This window comes from Mesorhizobium sp. M0018, from assembly GCF_040323955.1.
GTDB lineage: Bacteria > Pseudomonadota > Alphaproteobacteria > Rhizobiales > Rhizobiaceae > Mesorhizobium.
On the sequence record NZ_JAMYVL010000001.1, the window covers coordinates 271,278 to 292,513 of the forward strand.

The window sequence follows — 21,236 nt, forward strand, 5'->3', positions numbered from 1 at the left end:
CTTTCGGCTTTTCGATCAGTTCGGGCTGTTCGCCGATCGCGGAGCGAAGCGCGACAGGATCTGGATCAGCGACATGCAGCCCCAGGTAATGGCAAAGGCGATGATGGCAAGCGCCGCCGGCTCATAGGCGCGATTGGCGCCGACGTTCTGCAGATAGGGTCCGAAAGCAGGCCGGTTGAGCAGGCTGGCCATGGTGAATTCGCCGATGACGATGGCGAAGGTCAGGAAGGCGCCCGACAGCACCGCGATCAGCACGTTGGGCAGGATGACCCGAGTGATGATCGTGCCCCAGCCGGCGCCGAGGATCTGCGCCGCCTCGGTCAGTGTCCGTACGTCGATTGTGCGAAGCCCGGTGTCGACGGCACGATACATATAGGGCAGCGCCAGTGTCGCATAACCGATGACCAGCAAGGCATTGGCTCCTGTCTCGCTGGCCAGGAACGGCAGCGGTGAGTTCGACCCGTACATTCTGATGTAGCCGAAGACGATAACGATGGCCGGAATGACCAGCGGCAGCAGCGTGATGAACTCGACGACGGGCCTGATCTGCGGCAGCCGCAGACGAATCCAGTACGCCGCCGGCACCACCACCAGCACGCCAAGGACGATGGTGAAGATGGCGGCGACCACCGAATAGATGAAGGTCGCCTGGAAGCGGGGATCGCCGAGCACGACCTGATAGGCATCGAAGGAATACGCGCCGCGCCGCATGCGCATGGAGAATTCCACGGTCGCGATCAGCGGAATGAAGAAATAGGCCGCGCCCAGCGCGAAGACGATCCAGGCCCAGAATCTGCCGGACTTCATTTGAGCCACCTCTCAGAGCGCGTCCGGAACCAGATGTAGAAGACATTGGCCAGCCCAGTGATGACGATCATGCCAAAGGCGATGGCGTAGCCGAGATGGGCATTGTGCAGCACGTCACCGCGGATCTGCGCGTAGAGCAGGATAGGGACGATGTTAAGCGAGGAGCCGGTCAGAGCGTAAGCGGTGGCGATGGCACCGAAGGCGTTGGCGAACAAGAGGATGACGGTGCCGAGGAAACTTGGCCAGATCACCGGAATGACGACCATGCGCCAGAACTGCGCCTGGGTCGCGCCAAGCGTTGCCGCCGCTTCGCCCCATTCCTTCTTCAGCCCATCGATCGCCGGCACGATGATCACCACCATCAGCGGGATCTGGAAATAGACATAGGTCAGCGTCAGGCCCCAGAACGACAGGATGTTGAAACCATGGGCATAAATGTTGAAGCCGACCAAGACGTTGAGCAGCACCGTGGCGAGCCCGAGCCGGCCGAGCGTCGCGAGAAAGGCGAAGGCCAGCGGCACGCCGGCAAAATTGGAGGCCACGCCGGAAAAGGTCAGTGTCGCCGAGCGTATCCACTCCGGCAGCCCGCCGCGCACGATGGCGATGGCAATGGCAAGTCCCGCGAAAGCACCGATCAGCGACGAGGCGAGGCTGACCTTGATTGAGATCCAGTAGGCGGCAACGATCGACGGCTGCGCCAAGGCCGCTATGTTTTCGAAAGTGAATTCGCCGGCATCGTTCCGGAATGCGCCCAGCATCAGATAGAGCGTCGGCAGGATCAGGAACATGATGGCGAAGATGAAGAAAGGCGCAACGCCAAGCCATTGCGTCGGCAGCCGCATGCTGCGGGCGTCGGCAGGAGGCGCGGTCTTCCCGGCAACAGCGTGATCGGACAACGAGATATCGGTCATGCGCCGGCTACCGTCCTGGAGGTATGCCGGGCGGCCATCTAAGCCGCCCGGCTGATCTCAAGTCTTACTTGACGTTGGCGCCGACGACGGCATCCCAGTTCTTGGTGATGGCTTCCTTGGCCTTGCCCTGCTCGTCGAGCGTCGGGAACACCGCGGCTGCATAGGACTCGGCCGGCGGCAGCTTGGCCATCACGTCAGCCGGGAGCTTGCCATTCTTGGCGAGGTCGTTGAAGCGGATCGGGTGACAATAGCCCTTCAGCCAGCCGACCTGGCCTTCGTCGGAATAGAGATATTCCAGCCACAGCTTGGCAGCATTCGGGTGCGGCGCATAGGCGCTGATCGCCTGAACATAGACGCCGGCGACGACACCGGTCTTCGGCACGACGACGTCGACCGGCGGATTGCCCTTCAGCGTATCACGGCCGGCAAGCGCGTTGTAATCCCAGGTTACCAGGATTGGCGTCTGGCCTTGAGCAAGCGTCGCGGGCTTGCCGATGACCGGCACGAAATTGCCGGCGGCGTTGAGCTTCTTGAAGAAGTCGAGACCAGCCGTGCCGGCGGCTTCGCCGGCAGCCGCACCGCCGGAAAGCCCGGCGGCATAGACTGCCTGGATGGCCTGGTTCGAAGCACGCGGGTCGCCGGCGAGCGCCACGGTATTGGCGAATTCCGGCTTCAGCAAGTCGGCCCAGTCGGCCGGCGCTTCCTTGACCAGGTCCTTGTTCACCAGAAACGAAAGCACGCCGTAATAGTCGCCGGTCCAAAAGCCTTCGGCATCCTTGGCGCTGTCCGGGATCGAGTCCCAGGTTGATACTTTATAAGCCTGGATCAGGCCATCCTTCTTGGCGGTCGGGCCGAAGCTCAGGCCGACGTCGATGACGTCGGGCGCTTGCGGGCCCTTGTTGTCCTTGTTGGCCTTGATCGCCTCGACCTCGTCGCCGGAGCCGGCATCGGGGTTGAGCTCGTTGACGGTGATCCCCGGATATTTTGCCTTGAAGCCGTCGATGACCGCGCCGTAGCCGCACCAGTCATGCGGCAGCGCGATGGTGGTGAGCTGGCCTTCAGCTTTGGCTGCGGCGACCAGTTCATCCATGGACTGGGCCGACGAGATGGCAGAGGTCGCCATCAGGGCGACGGCCGAAAGGGAAAGCAGTTTTCCCGTGAATTTGAACATGTGTTCTCTCCGTTGAACTGACGCCGTTGGACGCCTGCGATGCGGTATCGTTTTCGTGTGACAGCCAGATGAAAGCTTTGTGAAAGCGATGCCCCGCAGTATGAAAAAGTAAACTCTTTTTAACCGGCTGTAGCAATCGCTTCGCGATTCTTTTTCCGGCTAACTAGTTTCGATCTTGCCTTTCATCTTTCCCCCTTTCCTTTGCCTCTTTTCTCAAGTCGATTTCCGATGCGAAAATTGTCTCAGACGGTGCCGGCGATGGCGTTTTCGAGCAGCGTCAGCGCCGCCTTCTTGGTCAGCTTGACCGGGTTGCCGCCGGCGGTCGGATCGACCACCGCCATGTCGGCAATCAGGCCCTTGCGCTTCTTGTCCATGTCGAGCCCCTTGATCAGGCCGGGCAGCGCATGCGGCACCTTGAGCTCCTTGCGCAGCTTGATGATCGCCTTGGCAAAACCGTCGAAGCCGCCCTTGATGCCGCAATAGGCGGCAAGCCGGGCGATGCGCGGCTCGATCGCCTCGCGGTTGAAGGCCAGCACGTAGGGCATGAACACGGCGTTGGTCATGCCGTGGTGGCTATCGTAGAGCGCGCCGATCGGATGCGACAGCGAATGAATCGCTCCAAGCCCTTTCTGGAAGGCGGCCGCTCCCATGGCAGCGGCGCTCATCATGTTGGCGCGGGCGACCAGATCTTTGCCGTTGGCATAGGCTTTCGGCAGGTTTTCGAAGACCAGCCTTATGCCTTCCACGGCGATGCCGTCGGCCATCGGGTGATAGCCCGGCGCGCAATAGGCTTCGAGACAGTGAGCGAGCGCATCCATGCCGGTGCCGGCGGTGATGAAGCCCGGCATACCGACCGACAGCTCCGGATCGGCAATGACGATCGCCGGCAAAAGCTTTGGATGGAAGATGACCTTCTTGGTATGGGTCGCTTCATTAGTGATGACGCCGGCGCGGCCGACTTCCGAGCCGGTGCCGGCCGTGGTCGGCACGGCGATGATCGGCGCGATCGCATCGGCATCGGCGCGTGTCCACCAGTCGCCGACATCCTCGAAATCCCAGACCGGCCGGGTCTGCCCGGCCTGGAAGGCGATCAGCTTGCCGAGGTCGAGCGCCGAGCCGCCGCCAAAGGCAATGACGCCGTCATGCTTGCCCTTCTTGAACACGGCAATGCCGGCGGTCAGGTTGGAATCCACCGGGTTCGGCTTGACCTCGGAAAATACGCCATATGGCACCTTGGCGTCGTCGAGGATCTTCAGCGTCGAGGCCACCACCGGCAGCCTGGCCAGTCCCGGATCGGTGACGAACAGCGGCCGCTTGATGCCGGTCGCCGCCAGCACCTCCGGCAGCTCCTTGATGCGTCCGGCGCCGAAGCGGACGGTCGTCGGGTAATTCCATTTGGAAACGAGTTTTGTCATTTCGACCTTCTTGACTGCTTTCGTGCTCTCGGATGTCGTCAATTCACAAAGGTATTGGCCACACGGTCTGACCGTATCATGTACGGAATCCAGATGGCTGCGGCCCAGACGGAACGGTAAATTCCGCGCATCGTTTCGCTGTCGAACGCATCAGCCAAGGTTGGAAAGCTCTCGCGAAAAACCAGATGCGCAGCCCATGGGTCGAGGATGGCATATACCGGCATCGCGACTGCCCAAATCATGTACCAGCCCGGGAATATCTCCCAGCGCTTGAACATGAAGAACAATAACAGGACCGGGGCTGTAAGGCTTAGAACGCCTGCTGTCACCAGTTCGGCAACGAGCAGCGCACCTTGAGAAAAACTGAAGGCCTGCCAGTCGAAGCCGAGATAGTCGGTATTGTGCAGTTGTACCAACCCCAGTATCGGCGTGAGCATCAACCCGAGCATCGGCAGGACAAGCCATCCGCCGATACCCTCGGGACCCTCACCATCTGGCAGCGCCGATTGTTGTGTATCCGCCATTACTCCCCCTCAACAGCGATCGCATGCCTGTCGATCGCCACCTTAGATCACCTCGCGCAGATGGTATGATTTCGGCCTGGTCAGATTGTCGTAGCCGATGGCCGACAGTGCCGCGCCCTTGCCGGTGTCCTTGACGCCGGTCCAGACCAGCGCCGGGTCGAGATAGTCGCAGCGGTTCATGAACACGGTGCCGGTCTCGACACGATCGCCGATCGCCGCCGCATGCTCAATGTCGTGCGTCCAGATCGAGGCCGTCAGCCCATAGGGGCTGTCGTTCATCAGCGCGATCGCCTCCTCGTCGTTGCGCACCTTCATGATGCCGACGATCGGGCCAAAGCTTTCCTCGCGCATGACGCTCATCTGGTGGTCGACCTGGGTCAGCACTTCCGGCGTCAGATAGGGGGAACCTTGCCTGTCGTTGGCCACCTTCATATCGATGTGCGCCCTGGCGCCCTTGCGCAACGCCTCGGCCTTCTGCTCGCGGATCAGGTCGGCGAAGCGCGCCTGCGCCATCGGCCCCATGGTGGTCGCCTGGTCGAGCGGATTGCCGACGACGTAGTTCCTGGTCTCGGCAATGAAGCCCTCGACGAATTCATCGTAGACCGTCTCATGCACATAGACGCGCTCGATGCCGCAGCAGCACTGGCCGGAATTGTAGAAAGCGCCGTCGACCAGATTGGCAACGGCATGGTCCATCTTTGCGTCCGGCAGCACATAGGCCGGATCCTTGCCGCCGAGTTCGAGGCCGAGCGTCATGAAGGTGCCCGCCGCCGCCTTCTCGATGGCGCGGCCGCCGGCGACCGAGCCGGTGAAGTTGACATGGTCGATCTTGCCGGAGCCGAGCAGCCTTTCGGTCTGCGCGTGGTTCAGGACGAGGTTCTGGAACAGGCCCTTGGGCAGGCCTGCTCTGTCGAACGCCTGCTGAAAACGTTCGCCGACCAACAATGTCTGTGCCGCATGCTTGAGGATGACAGCGCTGCCCGCCATCAGCGCCGGCACGATGGTGTTGACGGCGGTGAGATAGGGATAGTTCCACGGCGCGATCACCATGACCACGCCGAGTGGCACCTTCTTCACATAGCGGCGAAAGCCGTCCTTCGGATTGGAGGCCATGACCGGCTTCAGGGCCGCCTCGGCGATCTCGACCATGTAGCTGACGCGTTCCCTGACGCCGCCGAACTCGCCGCCATAGCGCACCGGCCGGCCCATCTGCCAGGCGATCTCCGGCACGATCTCGTCGGTCATGGCGACCAGCGCTTCCAGCATGGCAAGCATGTATTTGCCGCGCTCGATGACCGGCGTCTCAGCCCACTTCTCCTGCGCCGCCTTGGCACGTTCGACCGCGGCACCGATCGCCTGGTCGGTGGCAAGAGGCCGTTCGGCATAGATCGAACCGTCGACGGGGGATTTTATCTTGACCGTTTCGGTCATGCCTTGGGTCCTCGCATTCTACAATAATGTCGTTGGTTAGCGCCGCCCCTCATCCGCCTGCCGGCACCTTTTCCCGTATACTGACGGGGAGAAGGGACAAGCTCAGCGCCGGGCCCCCTCTCCCCCGTTCTTCACGGGAGAGGCTGAGGGTGAGGAGCGGCGCCAACGTTGCCAGATTATTCAATACCGCTCGAACCCCCTGTGCAGTTCCCAGTCCGTAATCCGGCGGTCGTACTCGAACTGTTCCCAGTGTGCCGTGTGGACGTAATGTTCCAGCACATCGTCGCCGAGCGCTTGCCTCAGCATTTTCGATTCCGCCAGCGTCGCGGTGGCGTCGCGCAATGTCTTTGGAATTTCAGGCAGCTGCGAGGCCTGGTAGGCATCACCGACGAAGGGCTTCTGCAGCTCAAGCTTTTCATCGATGCCGGCAAGCCCGGCCGCGATCAGCGCGGCGAAAGCCAGATAGGGGTTCAAATCGGCGCCGCCGATGCGGCATTCCATGCGGATGCCCTTGGTGCCCTCGCCGCAAAGACGGAAACCGGCGGTGCGGTTGTCCTCGCTCCACATGATCTTGGTCGGCGCAAAGGTGCCGGCCTGGAAGCGCTTGTAGGAGTTGATGTAGGGCGCCAGGAACCAGGTGAATTCCTTGGCATATTTGAGCTGCCCGGCCGCCCATTGCTGGCCGAGTGTCGACAGCGTCCACTCGGCATTTTTGTCGTAGAACAACGGCGTCTTGCCGTCGGCGCTCCACAGCGAATTATGGATGTGGCTGGAATTGCCGGCGAGCCCGTAATTGTACTTGGCCATGAACGAGATCGCCTTGCCTTCGGACTCGGCGATTTCCTTGGCGCCGTTCTTCAGGATGACGTGGCGGTCGGCCATGTCGAGCGCCTCGGCGTAGCGGACATTGATCTCTTCCTGGCCTGGCCCCCACTCGCCCTTCGAATTCTCGATCGGGATGCCGGCCGCCTCCATCTCGTTGCGCAGCCGGCGCATGACGCCTTCTTCCTTGGTGGTGATGCCGATCTGGTAGTCGCCGATGTAGGGCGATGCCGTCTCGAGGCCCTGCCAGTGCTTCTTGCGGGCGGAATCGTAGGTTTCGCTGAACAGATAGAATTCGAGCTCGGAAGCGAAATAGCCGATATAGCCGCGATCCTGCAGCCGCTTGACCTGCTTCTTCAGCATGGCGCGCGGCGAATGCGCCAGGTCGTCATGGGTATGGTGGTCGAGCACGTCGCAGATCACCAGCGCCGTCTTCTCCAGCCACGGAACGAGCCGCAGCGTCGCAAGGTCCGGCTTCATGACGAAATCGCCATAACCCTTCGACCAGCTCGCCGCCTTGTAGCCGGGCACCGGTTCCATATCGATGTCTGCCGCCAAGAGATAGTTACAGCCATGCGTCTCGTCATGCGCGGAATCGACGAAATAACGGGCCAGGAACCGCTTTCCCGCGAGCCGCCCCTGCATATCGACGATGCAGGCCAGCACCGTGTCGACCTCGCCGCTGGAGACCGCTTGCTTCAACTGATCGAACGAGAAATTTCCGGCCATTCCTTTGGCACTCCAGCGCTTGTCGTTTCGGGCTTGTCACTTTGAAAAGGAAACGGAAACCCATGGCCGGCACGATGCCGGCCATGCTCATCAGAGAGCGTCAGGCGCCGGCCTCGCCGACAGCTATCTCGGCTGCCTTGATCGCCGCCTGGCGCTTCGCGATCTGGTCGCCGATGGGCGGACCCTGGAAGCGGCGGTTCTCGAAACCGAACCAAAGCACCGCGGTCAGCACGATGAAGCCCAGGGTGATATAGAGCACCTTGTCGTTCGGGGGCTGGATGGCGATGTAGAAGATGATCGCCATGCCGATGATCGACAGGATGCAAAACAGCTTGAACAGGCCGGCGCCGAGATTCCATGGGCCGGGATTCGGCCATTTCGCCGTTCCGAAAGCCGTCATGCCGAGCGCGATCGGAATGGTGAAGGACAGGAACAGGAACACCAGCGTCGAATTGACAACGATGGTGTAGATGTTGGTGCCGCCGATCGAAATGAACTGGGCAAGAAAGACATAGATGATCTCGAGGATCGCAGCGGTCCAGATGGCATTGACCGGCGTGCGCCAGGTTGGGCTGACTTTGGCGAGCCCGGCCGAACCGACCGGCATGCCGCCGTCGCGAGAGAACGCAAACAGCATGCGCGAGGCCGAGGTCACCGTGGCGAGGCCGCAGAGGAACTGCGAGATCAGGATTGCCAGATAGAGCAGTTCTTTCAGCCAGCCCGGTAGGATTGCATCCATTGTCGAGAAGAATACGCTCCAGCCCTGCTTGGCGCCTGCCGCCAAGTCCGGAATTGCCAGAACGATCGCGCAGACCATCGCCCAGCCGATAAGCGACGACCAGAGCACGGACGAAATGATCGCCCGCGGAACGGAATGCGCTGCCTTCAGCGTTTCTTCCGAAGTATGCGCCGACGCATCATATCCGGTGATGGTGTAGACCGGCAGCAGCAGGCAGAGCAGGAACAGGTAGCTCATGGAATCCGACTGTGGGAAGACACCGCCGCCGGCATCACCCGAATAGTTGGTGAAGGTCCACAGCCGCGTGATGTCGATTGCGGGCGCAAACACCAGGCAGGCAATGATCAGCACAGCTGTTGCGCCAAGGATCAGGAAGCCGGAAGCGTCAGTCAGCATGGCGGTCAGCTTGATGCCGAAGTGATTACAGAGCGCCTGGATTGCGGTGATGACGGCAACAAATCCGACAATCTCGCCCGGAGTACCGGTAATGCCGAACCAGCTCCCGAACGTTCCGACGAAGAAGAAAGCAGTGCCGATGTTGATGGCGCCGAGCACGGTGATCAGGCCGAGCAGATTGAGCCATGCGGTGAGCCAGCCAGTGAAACGGTTCCCTAGGATGGATGCCCAGTGATAGAGGCCGCCGGCGGTCGGAAATGCAGAGGCGATCTGGGCCATGGCGAGCGCGAAAAATCCCGAAACCATGCACCCGACGATCCAGCCGATGCCAGCGCCGGCGCCACCGATGGACGACGTCGCTTGCGCGAAGGAATTGATGCCGCCTGAGAGGATGCAGATGATCGAGAACGAGATCGCGAAATTCGAGAAGCGGCTCATGCTTCGCGACAGTTCCTGAGCATAGCCCATTCCGTGGAGAACTTTCAGGTCCTCCTTCTTGTCAACTTCGCTGTAACCCGGTGCTACCATTTTAAAGTCCCCTTTTGGTTTCTTAGCTGGCCGATTGAACTGACTTTCCGACTGCGCTTGGTCTGGAGGCCTTGGCCGCTTCGGGCTCCAGATTGAGAAAAATACCTGCGAGCAGATCCGCCCATTTCCGCTGCCCGGCTGCGCCGGCGATCTCGTCGTTGCGGATTTCAATCATTGCGCAGGCCAGCCCGCGCGAGCGGGCATGGCGTTCCAGTGTGAAATAGACGCGGTCGGCCGGCGAATAGGGTTCATTGACGCCGACCGTGACGCCGGCGAGCCGCTTCAGCGCCGCGATCAGCGGCGCCGCCAACCGACCATCCTCGTCATGGATGATGCCTATGTGCCAGGGCCGGCTCTTGCCCTTGTATACCGGCGTGAAGGAATGGATCGAGACCAGTCTGGTTTCTCGCTCGGCCGCCTGGCGTTCGTCGATGATTGCAGCGATCCTCTCGTGAAACGGCCGCCACGCCAGAGCGATGCGCGCCTGCCGCTGGTCGGCGGAAAGCCCCTGGTTGGCCGGGACCACGGTTTTTTCGCTGGCGCTGACCGTCACTATCAGGTCCGGCGCGTCGATCGGCCGGTTGCAGTCGATGACGAGCCGCGAGACGCAGGTCTCGACCAGCGTCGCATCAAGCACCTCGGCCATCCGGCGCGCCACCGGCAAGGCGCCGGGATCCCAGGCGATGTGGCGGGAAAGTTCCTCGGCGGCAAGGCCGAGCGTTCCGAATTCCGGTGGCAGGAAATTGGAGGCGTGGTCGCAGGTCAGCACGAAAGGGCTTGATCCGCCGGGGTTCGTCACCCTTACGGTTTCAGGCGATGCAAGGCTGGCGGGCCGTGCTGTCTCCATTGTCTGCTGTCCCCGGGGAGCGCTGTATCGTATGTTACGTATTTTGCCTCATTGCGTCCCTGCGGATGATTTCATACAGTTTGGCCGGCTTTGTCAAACGCGATTTCGATAATGCGCTAACGGCACGGCCAGGGTGGGGAAAAAGCATGGTTTCGAGCATTGCCGAACTGATCTCCGACCGCATCGGCACCATGCCGGCCGGCGAGCGGCGCGCAGCGCAAGCGCTGATCGCCAGCTATCCGCTGATCGGGCTGAAGACGGTCGCCGAATTCTCGGCTACGGCCGGCGTATCATCGCCCACGATCCTGCGTTTCGTCGCCCGGCTCGGCTTCCAGAACTATCCGGAATTCCAGTCGGCGCTGCAAGACGAACTGGCGGCGCAATTGCAGTCGCCGGCTTCGCGCACGCTCAATCCCCCCTCCCAGGGCAGCAGCGCCGTGTCGCCGATGCTGGAGGCGACCCTCGACAACATGCGCGAGACATTCCGGCACCTCTCGGACAAGCAGCTTGCCGACATCGTCGCCAAGCTAGCCGACCGGCGCGGCAAGACATTCCTGATCGGTGGCCGCTTCACCGACCCGCTGGCGCGCTACATGGCCGCCCACCTCGCCATCATCCAGCCCAACGTTTTTCACCTCGGCGGGCAGGAAAGCGTCTGGCGCGACCGACTGATCGACATGGGCAAGCGCGACGTGCTGGTGATCTTCGACATCAGGCGCTACCAGGACAGCTTGGTCCGTTTCGCCGAGACGGCCAACCAGCGCGGCGTGCAGATCGTGCTGTTTACCGACCAGTGGCTGTCGCCGATCGCCCGCTTCGCCCGCCATGTCATCGCCGGGCGCACCGCCGTGCCTTCGGCCTGGGACTCATCCGCCGCGCTTTTCGTCGTTGCCGAAGCCCTGATCGGCGCGGTCACAAGGCAGCTCGAAGCCGACGGCGCCAAACGCATCCGCGAACTGGAAAGCCTGCGGTAGAGCTCCTCCGGAAAGGCACGCCTTTCGCTTCGGTCTAGTCCACTAGAAAACTGATCATCTGCAGGATCAGGATCAGCAAAAGGACGCCAAAGACAGTCGCAACCACCGCTGCCAGCAGGACGGTGCGTTGTTTCTTACCCATGGCTTTCCCCCCGACAGCATAGTCCCCGTCCACGACTGCGAATATCAGTCCCGCCCCACTGCTCGGCCACCTCCCAACTCCTCAAGACCCGCCTGCGGCTTGGGCGGAGGAGTAATGACGACTGGTTCACGTGCGAAATGAACCGCTTACCAAGGTGCTCGCTAACGGGCACGGCCGCATCATTCATCCGACCCATGTCACGGCCGAATGACCACCTTGCATTTCGGGCTTAACCATTCAGCCGCTAAGCGTGCCCCACTCCAGCTACTTTACCCATGGCAAGCATGATCGAAGTTCGGCTAACCTTGTCGACGTGAAGCCGCTTCCTTGAACCAAAGCGCGGTGAACTGCGCGGAGGAATTCGATGAGCTATCTGGACGAGCTGTTCTCAGTCGCCCGCAAGACGGCGCTGGTCACCGGCGCCGCGACCGGCATCGGCCGCATGGCGGCGACCGCTCTGGTCATGGCTGGCGCCTCGGTGATGATTGCCTCGCGCAAGGGCGAGGACTGCGCCAAGGTTGCCGGCGAGTTGAACGGACTTGGCGCATCCGGCCGGGCGGAAGGTTTTGCCGGCGACGTCTCCAGCGAGGCCGGCATTGCGGCGCTTGTGGCCGAGGTCAGGGCGCGGACCGAGCGGCTGCATATCCTGGTCAACAATGCCGGCATCTCCTGGGGCGCGCCGCTGGAAAGCTTTCCCTACCATGCCTGGGCCAAGGTGTTCGGCGTCAACGTCACCGCGGTCTTCCACCTGACGCGCGAATTGCTGCCTCTGCTCGAGGCCGCCGCCAGCGATGCCGACCCGGCCCGGGTGATCAACCTCGGATCGGTGATGGGCACGCAGCCTTTGGCCGAAGATGCCTACTCCTACTCGGCCTCGAAGGCCGCGGTTCACCACCTGACGCGCATCCTGGCAATCGAGTTCGCCGCCCGCCGCATCACCGTCAACGCCTTTGCGCCTGGCCCTTTCCAGAGCCGGATGACGGCCTTCGCCACCGGCACCGAGGACCAGGCAAGACACATCGGCAACCACGTTCCGATCGGCCGCATCGGCGCACCGGATGACATTGCCGGCGCAACGCTCTATTTGTGCAGCCGGGCCGGCAGCTATGTCACCGGCGCCATCCTGCCGATCGATGGCGGGCAGTCGGTGCAACACGGGCTGACATTGTTCAAGGAATGAGACGCACGCCATCCGGCAACGAAATGCCGGGGGTGAAGATGGAGGACATCAGCGTGGAACCGATCAGTCTCGATGTGCTTCTGGCCAACGTCGGCAAGGAAGTCGGCGTGTCGCCATGGCGGGTCGTCACCCAGCGCATGATCGACCAGTTCGCCGATGCCACCGACGACCATCAGTTCATCCATTGCGATCCGGAACGCGCCAGCCGCGAAACACCGTTCGGCGGCACCATCGCGCATGGCTTCCTGTCGCTTTCGCTGTTGTCGGCGATGACCTTCGAAACCATGCCGCCGCTGGAAAACAGCAAGATGGGCGTCAATCATGGCTTCGATTCGCTGCGCTTCCTGGCGCCGGTGAAGACCGGCTCGCGCATCCGCACCCGTTTCGTGCTGGCCGACGTCAAGGTCAGGCCGTCGGGGTGGGTGCAGACGGCGCACGACGTGACGATCGAGATCGAGGGCTCGAAGAAACCGGCGCTGACCGCGCGCTGGCTGACGCTGACGCTGATCGAACGCCAGCCGGAAGCGGTCTGACTCTCGTCGGGCGGAGAAGCCCGAATCTATCTGTGCCAAATCTATTTGGCTTCGGCCGCGACGTACTTCATGTGGCGGCTGACCTGCAGCGCAATGTAGACGACCAGTGAACAACCGATTGGGAACACGATCTCGTTGAGGCCGGTTGCGATCGCCTGTGGCATTGCGAGAGCAGCGTCGTTCGCCGCGGCCGTCTCGATGGTCAGCACCGTGATGCCGCCGCCGAATACCGCGCCTATCAGGGCGCCTGCCAGCGCGAAATGGAGCGGACGCGGTTCTTCCTTCGATGCCAGCGACGCCAGTGCCCAGCCGAGCAGCCCGTATTCGATAGCCCGCAGCACACCGAGCGTCGTGAGCGACAGGATGGCCGGCTTTGCCGCCGCGTCCAGCGCGCTGACCATAACCTTTTGCGTCCCTTTGGCGATGCCCATCGCCAGTGGCGCCGAAATCGCACCGATCAGGCCACCGAGCGAGGCTCGCACCTTGGTGAGCGCCGTGCCGAGGCTGACGCCCGCGCAGACGAAGAACGACCAGGTCACGCCTTGCGCCAGTTCGATCAGAACCTGCGTCGTCGCCGGGTAGGCACCTGCCGCAAATCTGACGGTCAGAATGAGAGCTTCCATGGCGAAGCCGAGCGCGATCGCCAGCCATGCGACCATGACGACGCGCCTGAGCGCCATCCTGGCGCGATGAGAAAGCGGGTCCACGTCCGGCACGCCGGACGAAAGCTCAGTTCCGGTCATAACGGCCTCCCGAAACGAAATTTTTGCAGAGCCGCGAATTAGTCTTTGTCTGTAACAGTCCGATGTTGCCGGCTTTATTGCCTGGTTACATCGTTTTGTGAGGTCAAGCCTCTGCTTCACACCGCCCTTGCCCGACGCCGTACAGCGTATATATGCTGCATCCAGCATCAGTCATAAGGCAGTAGAAAGTTGCAGCTAAGCGTCCAGGAGCGCCGCGAAAAACAAAAGGCCGAACTGCGTTCCGAACTTGTCGACGCCGCGCACAAGCTTGTCCAGGAAGAAGGCTATGACGGCCTCACCATCCGCAAGCTCGCCAAGCGCGTCGGCTATGCGCCGATGTCGGTCTATTCCTATTTCGCCGACAAGCAGGACATCCTGTTCGCGCTGGCCGAGGATGCCTTCGAGACCCTGGCCAGGCGCATCGCAAATCATACGGCCGACGACCCGATCGAGGCGCTCAAGGCGGTGCTTGTCGAATACGCCGCCTTCGGGCTGGAAAATCCCAACGAGTACCGCACCGTGTTCATGACCGAAAAAGTCAAGCCGCCGACCGGCAAGACCTTTGCCGAGATGGAAGGCGGCAACCCGGCGATGAAAGTGCTGATCGAGAGGGTCGAAGCCTGCGTTGCCGCCGGCAGGCTCAAAGGCGATCCACGCGCCATCGCCACCATGCTGTGGGCGGTCGGCCACGGCGCCATCTCGCTGCTGATCACCTTCCCGTTCTACCCGTTCGGCGACCAGACGACGTTCATCACACGGATCGGCGACATCATGCTCGAAGCCATCGCCGCGCACGAGATTGCGCCGCTCACGCCGCCCGTCAACTGCTGAAGAGCGGCGCTCCTCCCGATCTGCAGGATCTTCTCCGAACGATCCGCGCCACAGCGCCGAGCGTTCGGCAATTCTCCGTACGCGTACGATTCTGCTTGAACATCGGGAGTCCAGGGCGTATCTGTACGCAATACCGTACAAGTACGAGAAATTCAATAGCTGAACCGGAGACCGACGATGAAGAAGGCAATCCTCACGCTCGCCGCCCTGCTGGCGCTCTCTGGCGCCGCATTTGCCGGCAGCAGTCAGACAGGCAAGCAAGAAGCGGCCTGCATCGACACCAAGGCTGATGTGAAGCTCGATTGCGCGCCGACCGGATCGCTTGAAAACGCCGATGCCGCGGCCCACAAGGCCGGCAGCAAGGGCCCGAGGCTCGGCATCGGCATCGACCCGTGGATCGTGCCAAGCAGCTTCTGAGCCGACGGGCGACAACACGCGGTGATGAACCGAAAGGGCGGCAGCAATTACCGGCCGCCCATCGTGCTGCCTCAGCCCTGCTTTTTGTCACCCCGCGCAGATCACTTCTTGCGCTTCTGTCCCACCACCCTTTTGGGCTTGCCGGGTCTTGCCGGTGCGCCGGGAATGGCCGTTCCGGTGATCGATACCGGATCGCTGGCCGGGAATGTATCCTCGAGGCCTTCCTCGAGTTCCTCTTCGATATCCGTCCCAGTGCGCTGCTCGTCTTCGAAAGAGCGCACGGCCGGCGTCTTGACCGGCGACTTCGGCGCGGAGTTCGGCGGCATTTGCGTTCTCCCTCGGCTCGCTGTCGCAGAACGGGCGGGCGCGGCGAACATGCCTATGCTGCTGCGTCGCGCGCCGCCTCCGACAGAAAAGTAAAGACATAATCGGAAAAGGAACGCCAGCATTCGACGCGGAACGCGTCGGCCGCCGTGCGCAACAGCACGATTTCGACCTTGCCGAGAATGGTACGCGACGCCGCCCCGACCGGAAAGACGTCGAGCGACAGATCCTGCGGGCAGCCGGCATTGATCGTCGCCGCGGCAGCCGGACCGGTAACCGATATGGCGACGTTGCGGTGCGAGATGCCGACCGCCGAATGCAGTACGGAAATGCTGGCGCAGTCGGCGAGCGGATCTTTTCCGCTCTCGTCGATGACCAGCCATTCGTCCGGCCCGAGCCACAAGGCCGTGCGTCCGGCCTTTGCCGCCGAGGTTTTCGGCCTTTGCGGCAGGACGACGCCGAGCGCTTTCGAAAGTGCCGCAATCGAGGCTTCCGGCGCGCGCAGCGATATGCGCTCGGCCGGCGGCAGCACGGCAAGTGTAACGCCGGCGGCGGAAAGCGACTGGCCGGCGAGAGCTGGACGGCGTTCGACTGAGGGTCCGGCGGCGTCGGTTTTCAAAGCGGCTTTAGCCATTGAGGCGCTCCCCCTTCTCGTCGAAGAACACCATGCCGGTGACCTCCACCTCGATCATCCCGTCCGGCATCGGCACATAGAGCGTCTCGCCCGTGCGATCGCGGCCGCCGGCGACCAGCCCCAGCGCGATCGAGCGGCCGCAATTTTGCGACCAATAGCTCGAGGTGACATGGCCAATCATCTTCATCGGGATTGCCTGCTTCGGGTCCGCGACGATCTGCGCGCCCTCCTCCAGCACCACCTTGGGATCCCTGGTCTTCAGGCCGACAAGCTGCTTGCGGCCCTTGGCGACCAGGTCCGGCCGCGCCATGCCGCGAATGCCGACGAAATCGGTCTTCTTCTTGCCGACGGCCCAGTCGAGCCCGGCATCGTTCGGCGTCACCGTCCCGTCGGTATCCTGGCCGACGATGATGTAGCCCTTTTCGGCGCGCAGCACATGCATCGACTCGGTGCCGTAGGCACAGGCTCCGTGCTTCTGGCCCTCGGCCCATAGCGCTTCCCAGACCGCCTCGCCATAATCGGCCGGCACGTTGACCTCGAAGCCGCGCTCACCGCTGAACGACATGCGAAACAGCCTTGTCGGCACGCCGCAGATCCTGCCTTCGCGCACCGACATATGCGGCAGCGCCTCATCCGACATGTCGATGCCCTCGACCAGCGGCGCAATGATGTCGCGAGACTTCGGTCCCTGCACGGCAATCACCGCCCACTGCTCGGTGATCGAGGTCAGCCAGACGTTGAGATGCGGGAACTCGGTCTGGAGATAGTCTTCCATATGGTTCATGACCCGCGGCGCGCCGCCCGTCGTCGTCGTCACATGGAAACGGTCGGGTGCAAGCCTGCCGACGACACCGTCGTCATAGATGAAGCCGTCCTCGCGCAGCATGATGCCGTACCGGCAGCGGCCGGGCTCGAGCTTCTCCCATGGATTGGTGTAGAGCAGTTCCATGAATTTGGCCGCATCCGGCCCGACCACCTCGATCTTGCCCAGCGTCGAGGCGTCAAACAGGCCGGCCGTCTTGCGCACCGTTATGCATTCGCGGTCGACGGCGGCATGTATGTCCTCGCCCGGCTTCGGGAAATACCAGGCGCGCTTCCACTGGCCGACATCCTCGAATACAGCGCCCTGGCGCTCGGCCCAGGGATGGATCGCCGTCTTGCGGGTCGGGTCGAACAGGGGACCCCGCGCGTGGCCGACGATCGAGCCGAATGTCACCGGCGTATAGGGCGCGCGGAACGTCGTCAGCCCGACCTGCGGGATCGGCTTGCCCAACGTCTCGGCGGCAATCGCCAGGCCGTGCATGTTGGAGGTCTTGCCCTGGTCGGTCGCCATGCCATTGGTGGTGAAGCGCTTGACGTGCTCGATCGAGCGCATGCCCTCGTGCACTGCCTGGCGGATGTCCTTGGCGGTGACGTCGTTCTGGAAGTCGACAAACGCCTTGACCGTCGTCTCCGATCCGGCACCGGGTGCTGCACCCAGCATGCCGCGCGACCAGCTCTCGCCGGCGTTGACCTTCGGCTTGGAGCCCTTGGCCGGCCTGCTGCCGGCGTCCTTGGCCGCCTTGGCGCCCGCTGCATAGGCCTCGTCGATCGTCGCCGACAGCCCGTCGGTACCGTTGCAGGCGCCGACCGAGACGCAGTCCTGCGCATAAATTCCGGGCACGAAGCGCTTGGTCTCGTCATTGAAGGCGACCTTGCCGCGCGATTGCGAGAACAGATGCACCGATGGCGTCCAGCCGGCCGACATCAGAATCGCGTCAACCGGGATGGTGCGCTCGCCGCCGCCATTCTTCGGCTGCACGGTCATCGACGACACCCGCAATTTGCCGCCGGCGCGGATCACCGCGCGGCCGAAATTGACCTCGATGCCGAGCGCCCTCGCCTCGTCGATCGCCGGCCCGGTCGGGTTGTCGCGCAGGTCGACGATCGCCGCCACGTTGATGCCGGCCTTTTTCAGGTCGATCGCCGCCGCATAGGCGGAATCGTTCGCCGTATAGACGCCGATATTCCTGCCGACGGCGACGCCGTAATGGTTGAGATAGGTGCGCGCCGCCGACGCCAGCATGATGCCCGGCCGGTCGTTGTCGGCAAACACCATGTGGCGCTCGATGGCGCCGGTCGCCAGTACCACGCGTTTAGCGCGAACCTGCCACAGCCGCTCGCGCGGCAGGTCGCGGCCGGGGTTCTGCAGATGGTCGCTGACGCGCTCGACCAGCCCGACGAAATTCTGCGCGTAATAGCCGAAGGCCGTGGTACGCGGCAGCACGCGGACATTGTCCATCGCGCTCAACTTGGCGAGAGCCGATTGCGCCCAGGAAAAACCGTCCTGGCCTTCGATCTTCGCGCCGCTCTCGAAGCGCAGGCTGCCGCCGAATTCCGCCTGCTCGTCGGCAAGGATGACGCGCGCGCCGGTCTCGGCCGCGGCCAATGCCGCGGCGATGCCCGCGGCACCGCCGCCAAGCACCAGCACCTCGCAATGGGCGAAGCGCGCCGAATAGTGGTCGGGATCCGGCTGGTCAGGAGCGACGCCAAGACCGGCGGCGGCGCGGATCTTGGGTTCGTAGAGGTTTTTCCACGCAGCCTTCGGCCACATGAAGGTCTTGTAGTAGAAGCCGGCCGAAAGCATCGGCGAGGCAATACTGCTGACGGCACCGACGTCGAAAGCGAGCGACGGCCAGCGGTTCTGCGACTGTGCGGTCAATCCGTCATAGAGCTCCTGCACCGTGGCACGCACGTTCGGCGTCTTGCGTGCCGCGTCGCGCTTGATCTCGACCAGCGCGTTCGGCTCTTCGGCGCCGGCCGACAGCAAGCCGCGCGGCCGGTGGTACTTGAACGAGCGGCCGACGAGATGGACGCCGTTTGCAAGCAGCGCCGAGGCCAACGTATCGCCCTCGATGCCGGTATAGGGGCGGCCGTCGAAGCTGAAGCCAGCTATCTTTGCCTGTTTGAGCCGCCCGGCGCCGGCAATGCGGAACGTGGCGCTCATTTGGCGGCTCCCGGCAGCTTTACGGGCTTCGGCTCGCCGGCCTTGTAGGTCATCAGGAACCTGTCGCTGACGGTGTCGCGCACGGCGTTGAAGAACCGCGCGCAGCCATGCATGTGCCGCCAGCGCTCATAGATGATCCCCTTGGGGTTTGAGCGGATGAAGAAGAACTTTTCAAAATCGTCGTCGCTCTCGCTGGCGATGTTTGGGGAACGCGCGATATGCGCCTCGCCGGCGTTGCGGAATTCGAGCTCCGGACGCTCTTCCTCGCAATAGGGGCAGCGGATGAGAAGCATGGTTGGTCCTACAGTTCGCCGTGGCCGACGCGAGCGCCGGCAGGTTGGTCGCAAAGCCTCTGGCCCATCGTCACGAAGGGCGCGACCAGCCGGATGCGCTCCTCGATGCTGGCTACCGGGCGGAAAAGGTCGCGATACGCCATATTGCCGACCGAAAGCGTCATCGGTTCGGTCGTCACGATGACGTAGCGCCGCTCGAATTTTTCGCCCTCCTCGAGATCGGCTGGCCGGTTCTCCATAAAGGTGACCACTCTCTGACCGGCGCTCCAGGTGCAGGCGAGTACACCCTCGTCGACGGAAAACGGCCAATCTGCTTCATTGCCGGCGCGGCTGATGGGCTGCAGGCGCACCTCCTCTGGCGTGGGGATATGGAACAGGCCTTGCTCGCCGGCGAGCATCAGCGGCATGGCGACGGCCATCTCGGTCATCATCAGTGCGCCACCGCTGCCGCCGCCGCCTCGTCGATGAGGCGGCCGGTGCGGAAGCGCTCGATGGTGAAGGGCGCGTTGATCGGGTGCGGATCGTCTCTGGCGATCGTATGGGCAAAGACATGGCCCGAACCCGGCGTCGCCTTGAAGCCGCCTGTGCCCCAGCCGCAATTGACATAGAGGCCGGGCACCGGCGTCTTGGCTAGGATCGGCGAACGGTCCGGCGTCACGTCGACGATGCCGCCCCATGAGCGCAGCATCTTCATGCGCGTGAAGATCGGGAACATCTCGCAGATGGCGTCCAGCGTATGCTGCAAAATGTGCAGCCCGCCGGTCTGCGAATAGGAGACATATTGGTCGGTGCCGGCGCCGATGACCAGTTCGCCCTTGTCGGACTGCGAGATATAGGCATGCACGGTGTTCGACATCACCACGCAAGGCACCACCGGCTTGACCGGCTCCGACACCAGCGCCTGCAGCGGATAGCTTTCCAGCGGCATGCGCACGCCAGCCATGTTCATGATCACCGATGAGTGCCCGGCGGCAACCACGCCGACCTTCCTGGCACCGATGAAGCCGCGCGTCGTCTCGACACCGGTGACCGCGCCGTTCGGCGCCCGTTTGACGCCGGTGACCTCGCAATTCTGGATGATGTGGACGCCGCGCGCCGAGGCGCCGCGCGCATAGCCCCAGGCGACGGCATCGTGCCGCGCCGTGCCGCCGCGGCGCTGCAGGGAGGCGCCCATCACCGGATAGCGCGCATTGCGCGAAATGTTGAGCGGCGGGCAGAATTCCTTGGCCTGCTCCGGCGTCAGCCATTCATTGTCGATGCCGTTCAGCCGGTTGGCATGGACGTGCCGCTTCAGGACCTGGATGTCATGGATGTTATGGGCGAGCATCATGACGCCGCGCGGCGAATACATGACGTTGTAGTTGAGCTCCTGGCTGAGCCCGTCCCACAGCTTCAGCGCATGGTCGTAGATGCCGGCGCTTTCGTCATAGAGATAATTGGAACGGATGATGGTGGTGTTGCGGCCGGTATTGCCGCCGCCGAGCCAGCCTTTTTCCAATACCGCGACGTTGGTGACGCCGTGCACGGTGGCGAGATAATAGGCGGTGGCCAGGCCGTGGCCACCGGCGCCGACGATGATGACGTCGTACTCCTTCTTCGGCTCCGGTGAGGACCATTGTTCCTCCCAGCCCTTGTGACCGCGCATGGCCTCGCGGGCGATGGCGAATACCGAGTATTTCTTCAACGTCGCAGGCCTCGCAAATGGCGGCCGGGCGGATCGGTCGACCCCGGCGCGCGAGCTGTATCACTAGCGAAACGGCGCTGCCAGCCTTGCACTGTTTGCGACGGCGCTTGCCGTTTTGCGCCGTGGTGAAAAAGCCGCATGCGGGCTGGTTGATGCAATTGCCATCCATCACTAT

21 protein-coding genes are annotated in these 21,236 nt (G+C 62.8%); 5 read left to right on the forward strand and 16 right to left on the reverse strand.

The features are described from left to right. Positions 1-15: 15 nt before the first annotated feature. From NKJ81_RS01265 to NKJ81_RS01305, 9 genes are all read right to left on the reverse strand, one after another. The gene (locus NKJ81_RS01265; RefSeq protein ID WP_352539375.1) at positions 16-807 is read right to left on the reverse strand and encodes an ABC transporter permease; all 792 of its coding nucleotides are present in this window, start codon (positions 805-807) and stop codon (positions 16-18) included. Beyond that, positions 804-1,718, reverse strand: a complete 915-nt coding sequence (locus NKJ81_RS01270; protein ID WP_023675356.1) for an ABC transporter permease — start codon at positions 1,716-1,718, stop codon at positions 804-806. Before NKJ81_RS01270 ends, NKJ81_RS01265 begins: the two co-directional genes overlap by 4 nt. 64 nt (positions 1,719-1,782) lie before the next feature. Then, a complete protein-coding gene (locus tag NKJ81_RS01275; RefSeq protein WP_352539376.1) occupies positions 1,783-2,889 on the reverse strand; it encodes an ABC transporter substrate-binding protein in 1,107 nt (368 codons plus the stop codon). Positions 2,890-3,131: 242 nt separating this feature from the next. Continuing rightward, positions 3,132-4,304 (reverse strand): iron-containing alcohol dehydrogenase, encoded by a 1,173-nt coding sequence (locus NKJ81_RS01280; protein WP_352469501.1) that lies wholly within the window; start codon positions 4,302-4,304, stop codon positions 3,132-3,134. A 38-nt stretch (positions 4,305-4,342) separates the two neighbouring features. Further along, positions 4,343-4,828 (reverse strand): DUF2569 domain-containing protein, encoded by a 486-nt coding sequence (locus NKJ81_RS01285; RefSeq protein ID WP_352539377.1) that lies wholly within the window; start codon positions 4,826-4,828, stop codon positions 4,343-4,345. A 42-nt stretch (positions 4,829-4,870) separates the two neighbouring features. Further along, positions 4,871-6,259 carry an aldehyde dehydrogenase family protein gene (locus NKJ81_RS01290; protein ID WP_352539378.1) on the reverse strand — a complete coding sequence of 463 codons (1,389 nt, stop codon included), beginning with the start codon at positions 6,257-6,259 and terminating at the stop codon, positions 4,871-4,873. Between the two features lie 180 nt (positions 6,260-6,439). Next, on the reverse strand, positions 6,440-7,810 hold the full coding sequence (locus NKJ81_RS01295; protein WP_352469498.1) for a glutamine synthetase family protein: 1,371 nt from the start codon (positions 7,808-7,810) through the stop codon (positions 6,440-6,442). A gap of 100 nt (positions 7,811-7,910) precedes the next feature. Further along, positions 7,911-9,473: an amino acid permease gene (locus NKJ81_RS01300; RefSeq protein ID WP_352539379.1), complete on the reverse strand. Its 1,563-nt coding sequence runs from the start codon at positions 9,471-9,473 to the stop codon at positions 7,911-7,913. Positions 9,474-9,495: 22 nt separating this feature from the next. Next, positions 9,496-10,320, reverse strand: coding sequence for an N-formylglutamate amidohydrolase (locus tag NKJ81_RS01305; RefSeq protein WP_352539380.1), 825 nt, complete (start codon positions 10,318-10,320; stop codon positions 9,496-9,498). 146 nt (positions 10,321-10,466) lie between these two features. Between NKJ81_RS01305 and NKJ81_RS01310 the strand changes: the two genes are divergently transcribed. The 3 genes from NKJ81_RS01310 (at position 10,467) to NKJ81_RS01320 (ending at position 13,149) form a co-directional block, all read left to right on the forward strand. Further along, a complete protein-coding gene (locus NKJ81_RS01310; protein WP_352469495.1) occupies positions 10,467-11,294 on the forward strand; it encodes a MurR/RpiR family transcriptional regulator in 828 nt (275 codons plus the stop codon). Between the two features lie 506 nt (positions 11,295-11,800). Further along, positions 11,801-12,616 (forward strand): SDR family oxidoreductase, encoded by an 816-nt coding sequence (locus NKJ81_RS01315; RefSeq protein ID WP_352539381.1) that lies wholly within the window; start codon positions 11,801-11,803, stop codon positions 12,614-12,616. Positions 12,617-12,654: 38 nt separating this feature from the next. Next, entirely contained in the window at positions 12,655-13,149 is a 495-nt protein-coding gene (locus NKJ81_RS01320) for a MaoC family dehydratase (RefSeq protein WP_031211357.1), read from the forward strand. 41 nt (positions 13,150-13,190) lie between these two features. On the opposite strand, the gene NKJ81_RS01325 is transcribed toward NKJ81_RS01320, so the two are convergent. Further along, on the reverse strand, positions 13,191-13,892 hold the full coding sequence (locus NKJ81_RS01325; protein WP_352469493.1) for a hypothetical protein: 702 nt from the start codon (positions 13,890-13,892) through the stop codon (positions 13,191-13,193). A gap of 189 nt (positions 13,893-14,081) precedes the next feature. Here NKJ81_RS01325 and NKJ81_RS01330 point away from each other — a divergent pair, with 189 nt between their 5' ends. Then, entirely contained in the window at positions 14,082-14,723 is a 642-nt protein-coding gene (locus NKJ81_RS01330; protein ID WP_352469491.1) for a TetR/AcrR family transcriptional regulator, read from the forward strand. A gap of 177 nt (positions 14,724-14,900) precedes the next feature. Then, a complete protein-coding gene (locus NKJ81_RS01335; RefSeq protein ID WP_352539382.1) occupies positions 14,901-15,140 on the forward strand; it encodes a DUF680 domain-containing protein in 240 nt (79 codons plus the stop codon). A gap of 101 nt (positions 15,141-15,241) precedes the next feature. Here the strand turns inward: NKJ81_RS01335 and NKJ81_RS01340 are convergent, their stop codons facing one another. The 6 genes from NKJ81_RS01340 to NKJ81_RS01365 are packed head-to-tail and all read right to left on the reverse strand — an operon-like array spanning position 15,242 to position 21,061. Continuing rightward, on the reverse strand, positions 15,242-15,466 hold the full coding sequence (locus tag NKJ81_RS01340; RefSeq protein WP_352539383.1) for a hypothetical protein: 225 nt from the start codon (positions 15,464-15,466) through the stop codon (positions 15,242-15,244). 53 nt (positions 15,467-15,519) lie between these two features. Next, positions 15,520-16,098 (reverse strand): sarcosine oxidase subunit gamma, encoded by a 579-nt coding sequence (locus tag NKJ81_RS01345; RefSeq protein WP_352539384.1) that lies wholly within the window; start codon positions 16,096-16,098, stop codon positions 15,520-15,522. Next, on the reverse strand, positions 16,091-19,084 hold the full coding sequence (locus NKJ81_RS01350) for a sarcosine oxidase subunit alpha (RefSeq protein ID WP_352539385.1): 2,994 nt from the start codon (positions 19,082-19,084) through the stop codon (positions 16,091-16,093). The genes NKJ81_RS01345 and NKJ81_RS01350 overlap by 8 nt, the downstream gene beginning before the upstream one ends. Next, a complete protein-coding gene (locus NKJ81_RS01355) occupies positions 19,081-19,377 on the reverse strand; it encodes a sarcosine oxidase subunit delta (RefSeq protein ID WP_023675338.1) in 297 nt (98 codons plus the stop codon). Before NKJ81_RS01355 ends, NKJ81_RS01350 begins: the two co-directional genes overlap by 4 nt. 8 nt (positions 19,378-19,385) lie before the next feature. After that, positions 19,386-19,808: a hypothetical protein gene (locus tag NKJ81_RS01360; RefSeq protein ID WP_352488693.1), complete on the reverse strand. Its 423-nt coding sequence runs from the start codon at positions 19,806-19,808 to the stop codon at positions 19,386-19,388. Further along, the gene (locus NKJ81_RS01365; protein WP_352448264.1) at positions 19,808-21,061 is read right to left on the reverse strand and encodes a sarcosine oxidase subunit beta; all 1,254 of its coding nucleotides are present in this window, start codon (positions 21,059-21,061) and stop codon (positions 19,808-19,810) included. Before NKJ81_RS01365 ends, NKJ81_RS01360 begins: the two co-directional genes overlap by 1 nt. Positions 21,062-21,236 lie beyond the last annotated feature (175 nt).

What these genes read in the sequence shown, in the direction of transcription:
- NKJ81_RS01305 (WP_352539380.1), bottom strand. Translation starts at nt 10,320, where the DNA reads ATGGAGACAGCACGGCCCGCCAGCCTTGCATCGCCTGAAACCGTAAGG.
- NKJ81_RS01295 (WP_352469498.1), bottom strand. Translation starts at nt 7,810, where the DNA reads ATGGCCGGAAATTTCTCGTTCGATCAGTTGAAGCAAGCGGTCTCCAGC.
- NKJ81_RS01280 (WP_352469501.1), bottom strand. Translation starts at nt 4,304, where the DNA reads ATGACAAAACTCGTTTCCAAATGGAATTACCCGACGACCGTCCGCTTC.
- NKJ81_RS01355 (WP_023675338.1), bottom strand. Translation starts at nt 19,377, where the DNA reads ATGCTTCTCATCCGCTGCCCCTATTGCGAGGAAGAGCGTCCGGAGCTC.
- NKJ81_RS01285 (WP_352539377.1), bottom strand. Translation starts at nt 4,828, where the DNA reads ATGGCGGATACACAACAATCGGCGCTGCCAGATGGTGAGGGTCCCGAG.
- NKJ81_RS01300 (WP_352539379.1), bottom strand. Translation starts at nt 9,473, where the DNA reads ATGGTAGCACCGGGTTACAGCGAAGTTGACAAGAAGGAGGACCTGAAA.
- NKJ81_RS01310 (WP_352469495.1), top strand. Translation starts at nt 10,467, where the DNA reads ATGGTTTCGAGCATTGCCGAACTGATCTCCGACCGCATCGGCACCATG.
- NKJ81_RS01315 (WP_352539381.1), top strand. Translation starts at nt 11,801, where the DNA reads ATGAGCTATCTGGACGAGCTGTTCTCAGTCGCCCGCAAGACGGCGCTG.
- NKJ81_RS01290 (WP_352539378.1), bottom strand. Translation starts at nt 6,259, where the DNA reads ATGACCGAAACGGTCAAGATAAAATCCCCCGTCGACGGTTCGATCTAT.
- NKJ81_RS01325 (WP_352469493.1), bottom strand. Translation starts at nt 13,892, where the DNA reads ATGACCGGAACTGAGCTTTCGTCCGGCGTGCCGGACGTGGACCCGCTT.
- NKJ81_RS01345 (WP_352539384.1), bottom strand. Translation starts at nt 16,098, where the DNA reads ATGGCTAAAGCCGCTTTGAAAACCGACGCCGCCGGACCCTCAGTCGAA.
- NKJ81_RS01265 (WP_352539375.1), bottom strand. Translation starts at nt 807, where the DNA reads ATGAAGTCCGGCAGATTCTGGGCCTGGATCGTCTTCGCGCTGGGCGCG.
- NKJ81_RS01270 (WP_023675356.1), bottom strand. Translation starts at nt 1,718, where the DNA reads ATGACCGATATCTCGTTGTCCGATCACGCTGTTGCCGGGAAGACCGCG.
- NKJ81_RS01335 (WP_352539382.1), top strand. Translation starts at nt 14,901, where the DNA reads ATGAAGAAGGCAATCCTCACGCTCGCCGCCCTGCTGGCGCTCTCTGGC.
- NKJ81_RS01340 (WP_352539383.1), bottom strand. Translation starts at nt 15,466, where the DNA reads ATGCCGCCGAACTCCGCGCCGAAGTCGCCGGTCAAGACGCCGGCCGTG.
- NKJ81_RS01350 (WP_352539385.1), bottom strand. Translation starts at nt 19,084, where the DNA reads ATGAGCGCCACGTTCCGCATTGCCGGCGCCGGGCGGCTCAAACAGGCA.
- NKJ81_RS01360 (WP_352488693.1), bottom strand. Translation starts at nt 19,808, where the DNA reads ATGATGACCGAGATGGCCGTCGCCATGCCGCTGATGCTCGCCGGCGAG.
- NKJ81_RS01275 (WP_352539376.1), bottom strand. Translation starts at nt 2,889, where the DNA reads ATGTTCAAATTCACGGGAAAACTGCTTTCCCTTTCGGCCGTCGCCCTG.
- NKJ81_RS01320 (WP_031211357.1), top strand. Translation starts at nt 12,655, where the DNA reads ATGGAGGACATCAGCGTGGAACCGATCAGTCTCGATGTGCTTCTGGCC.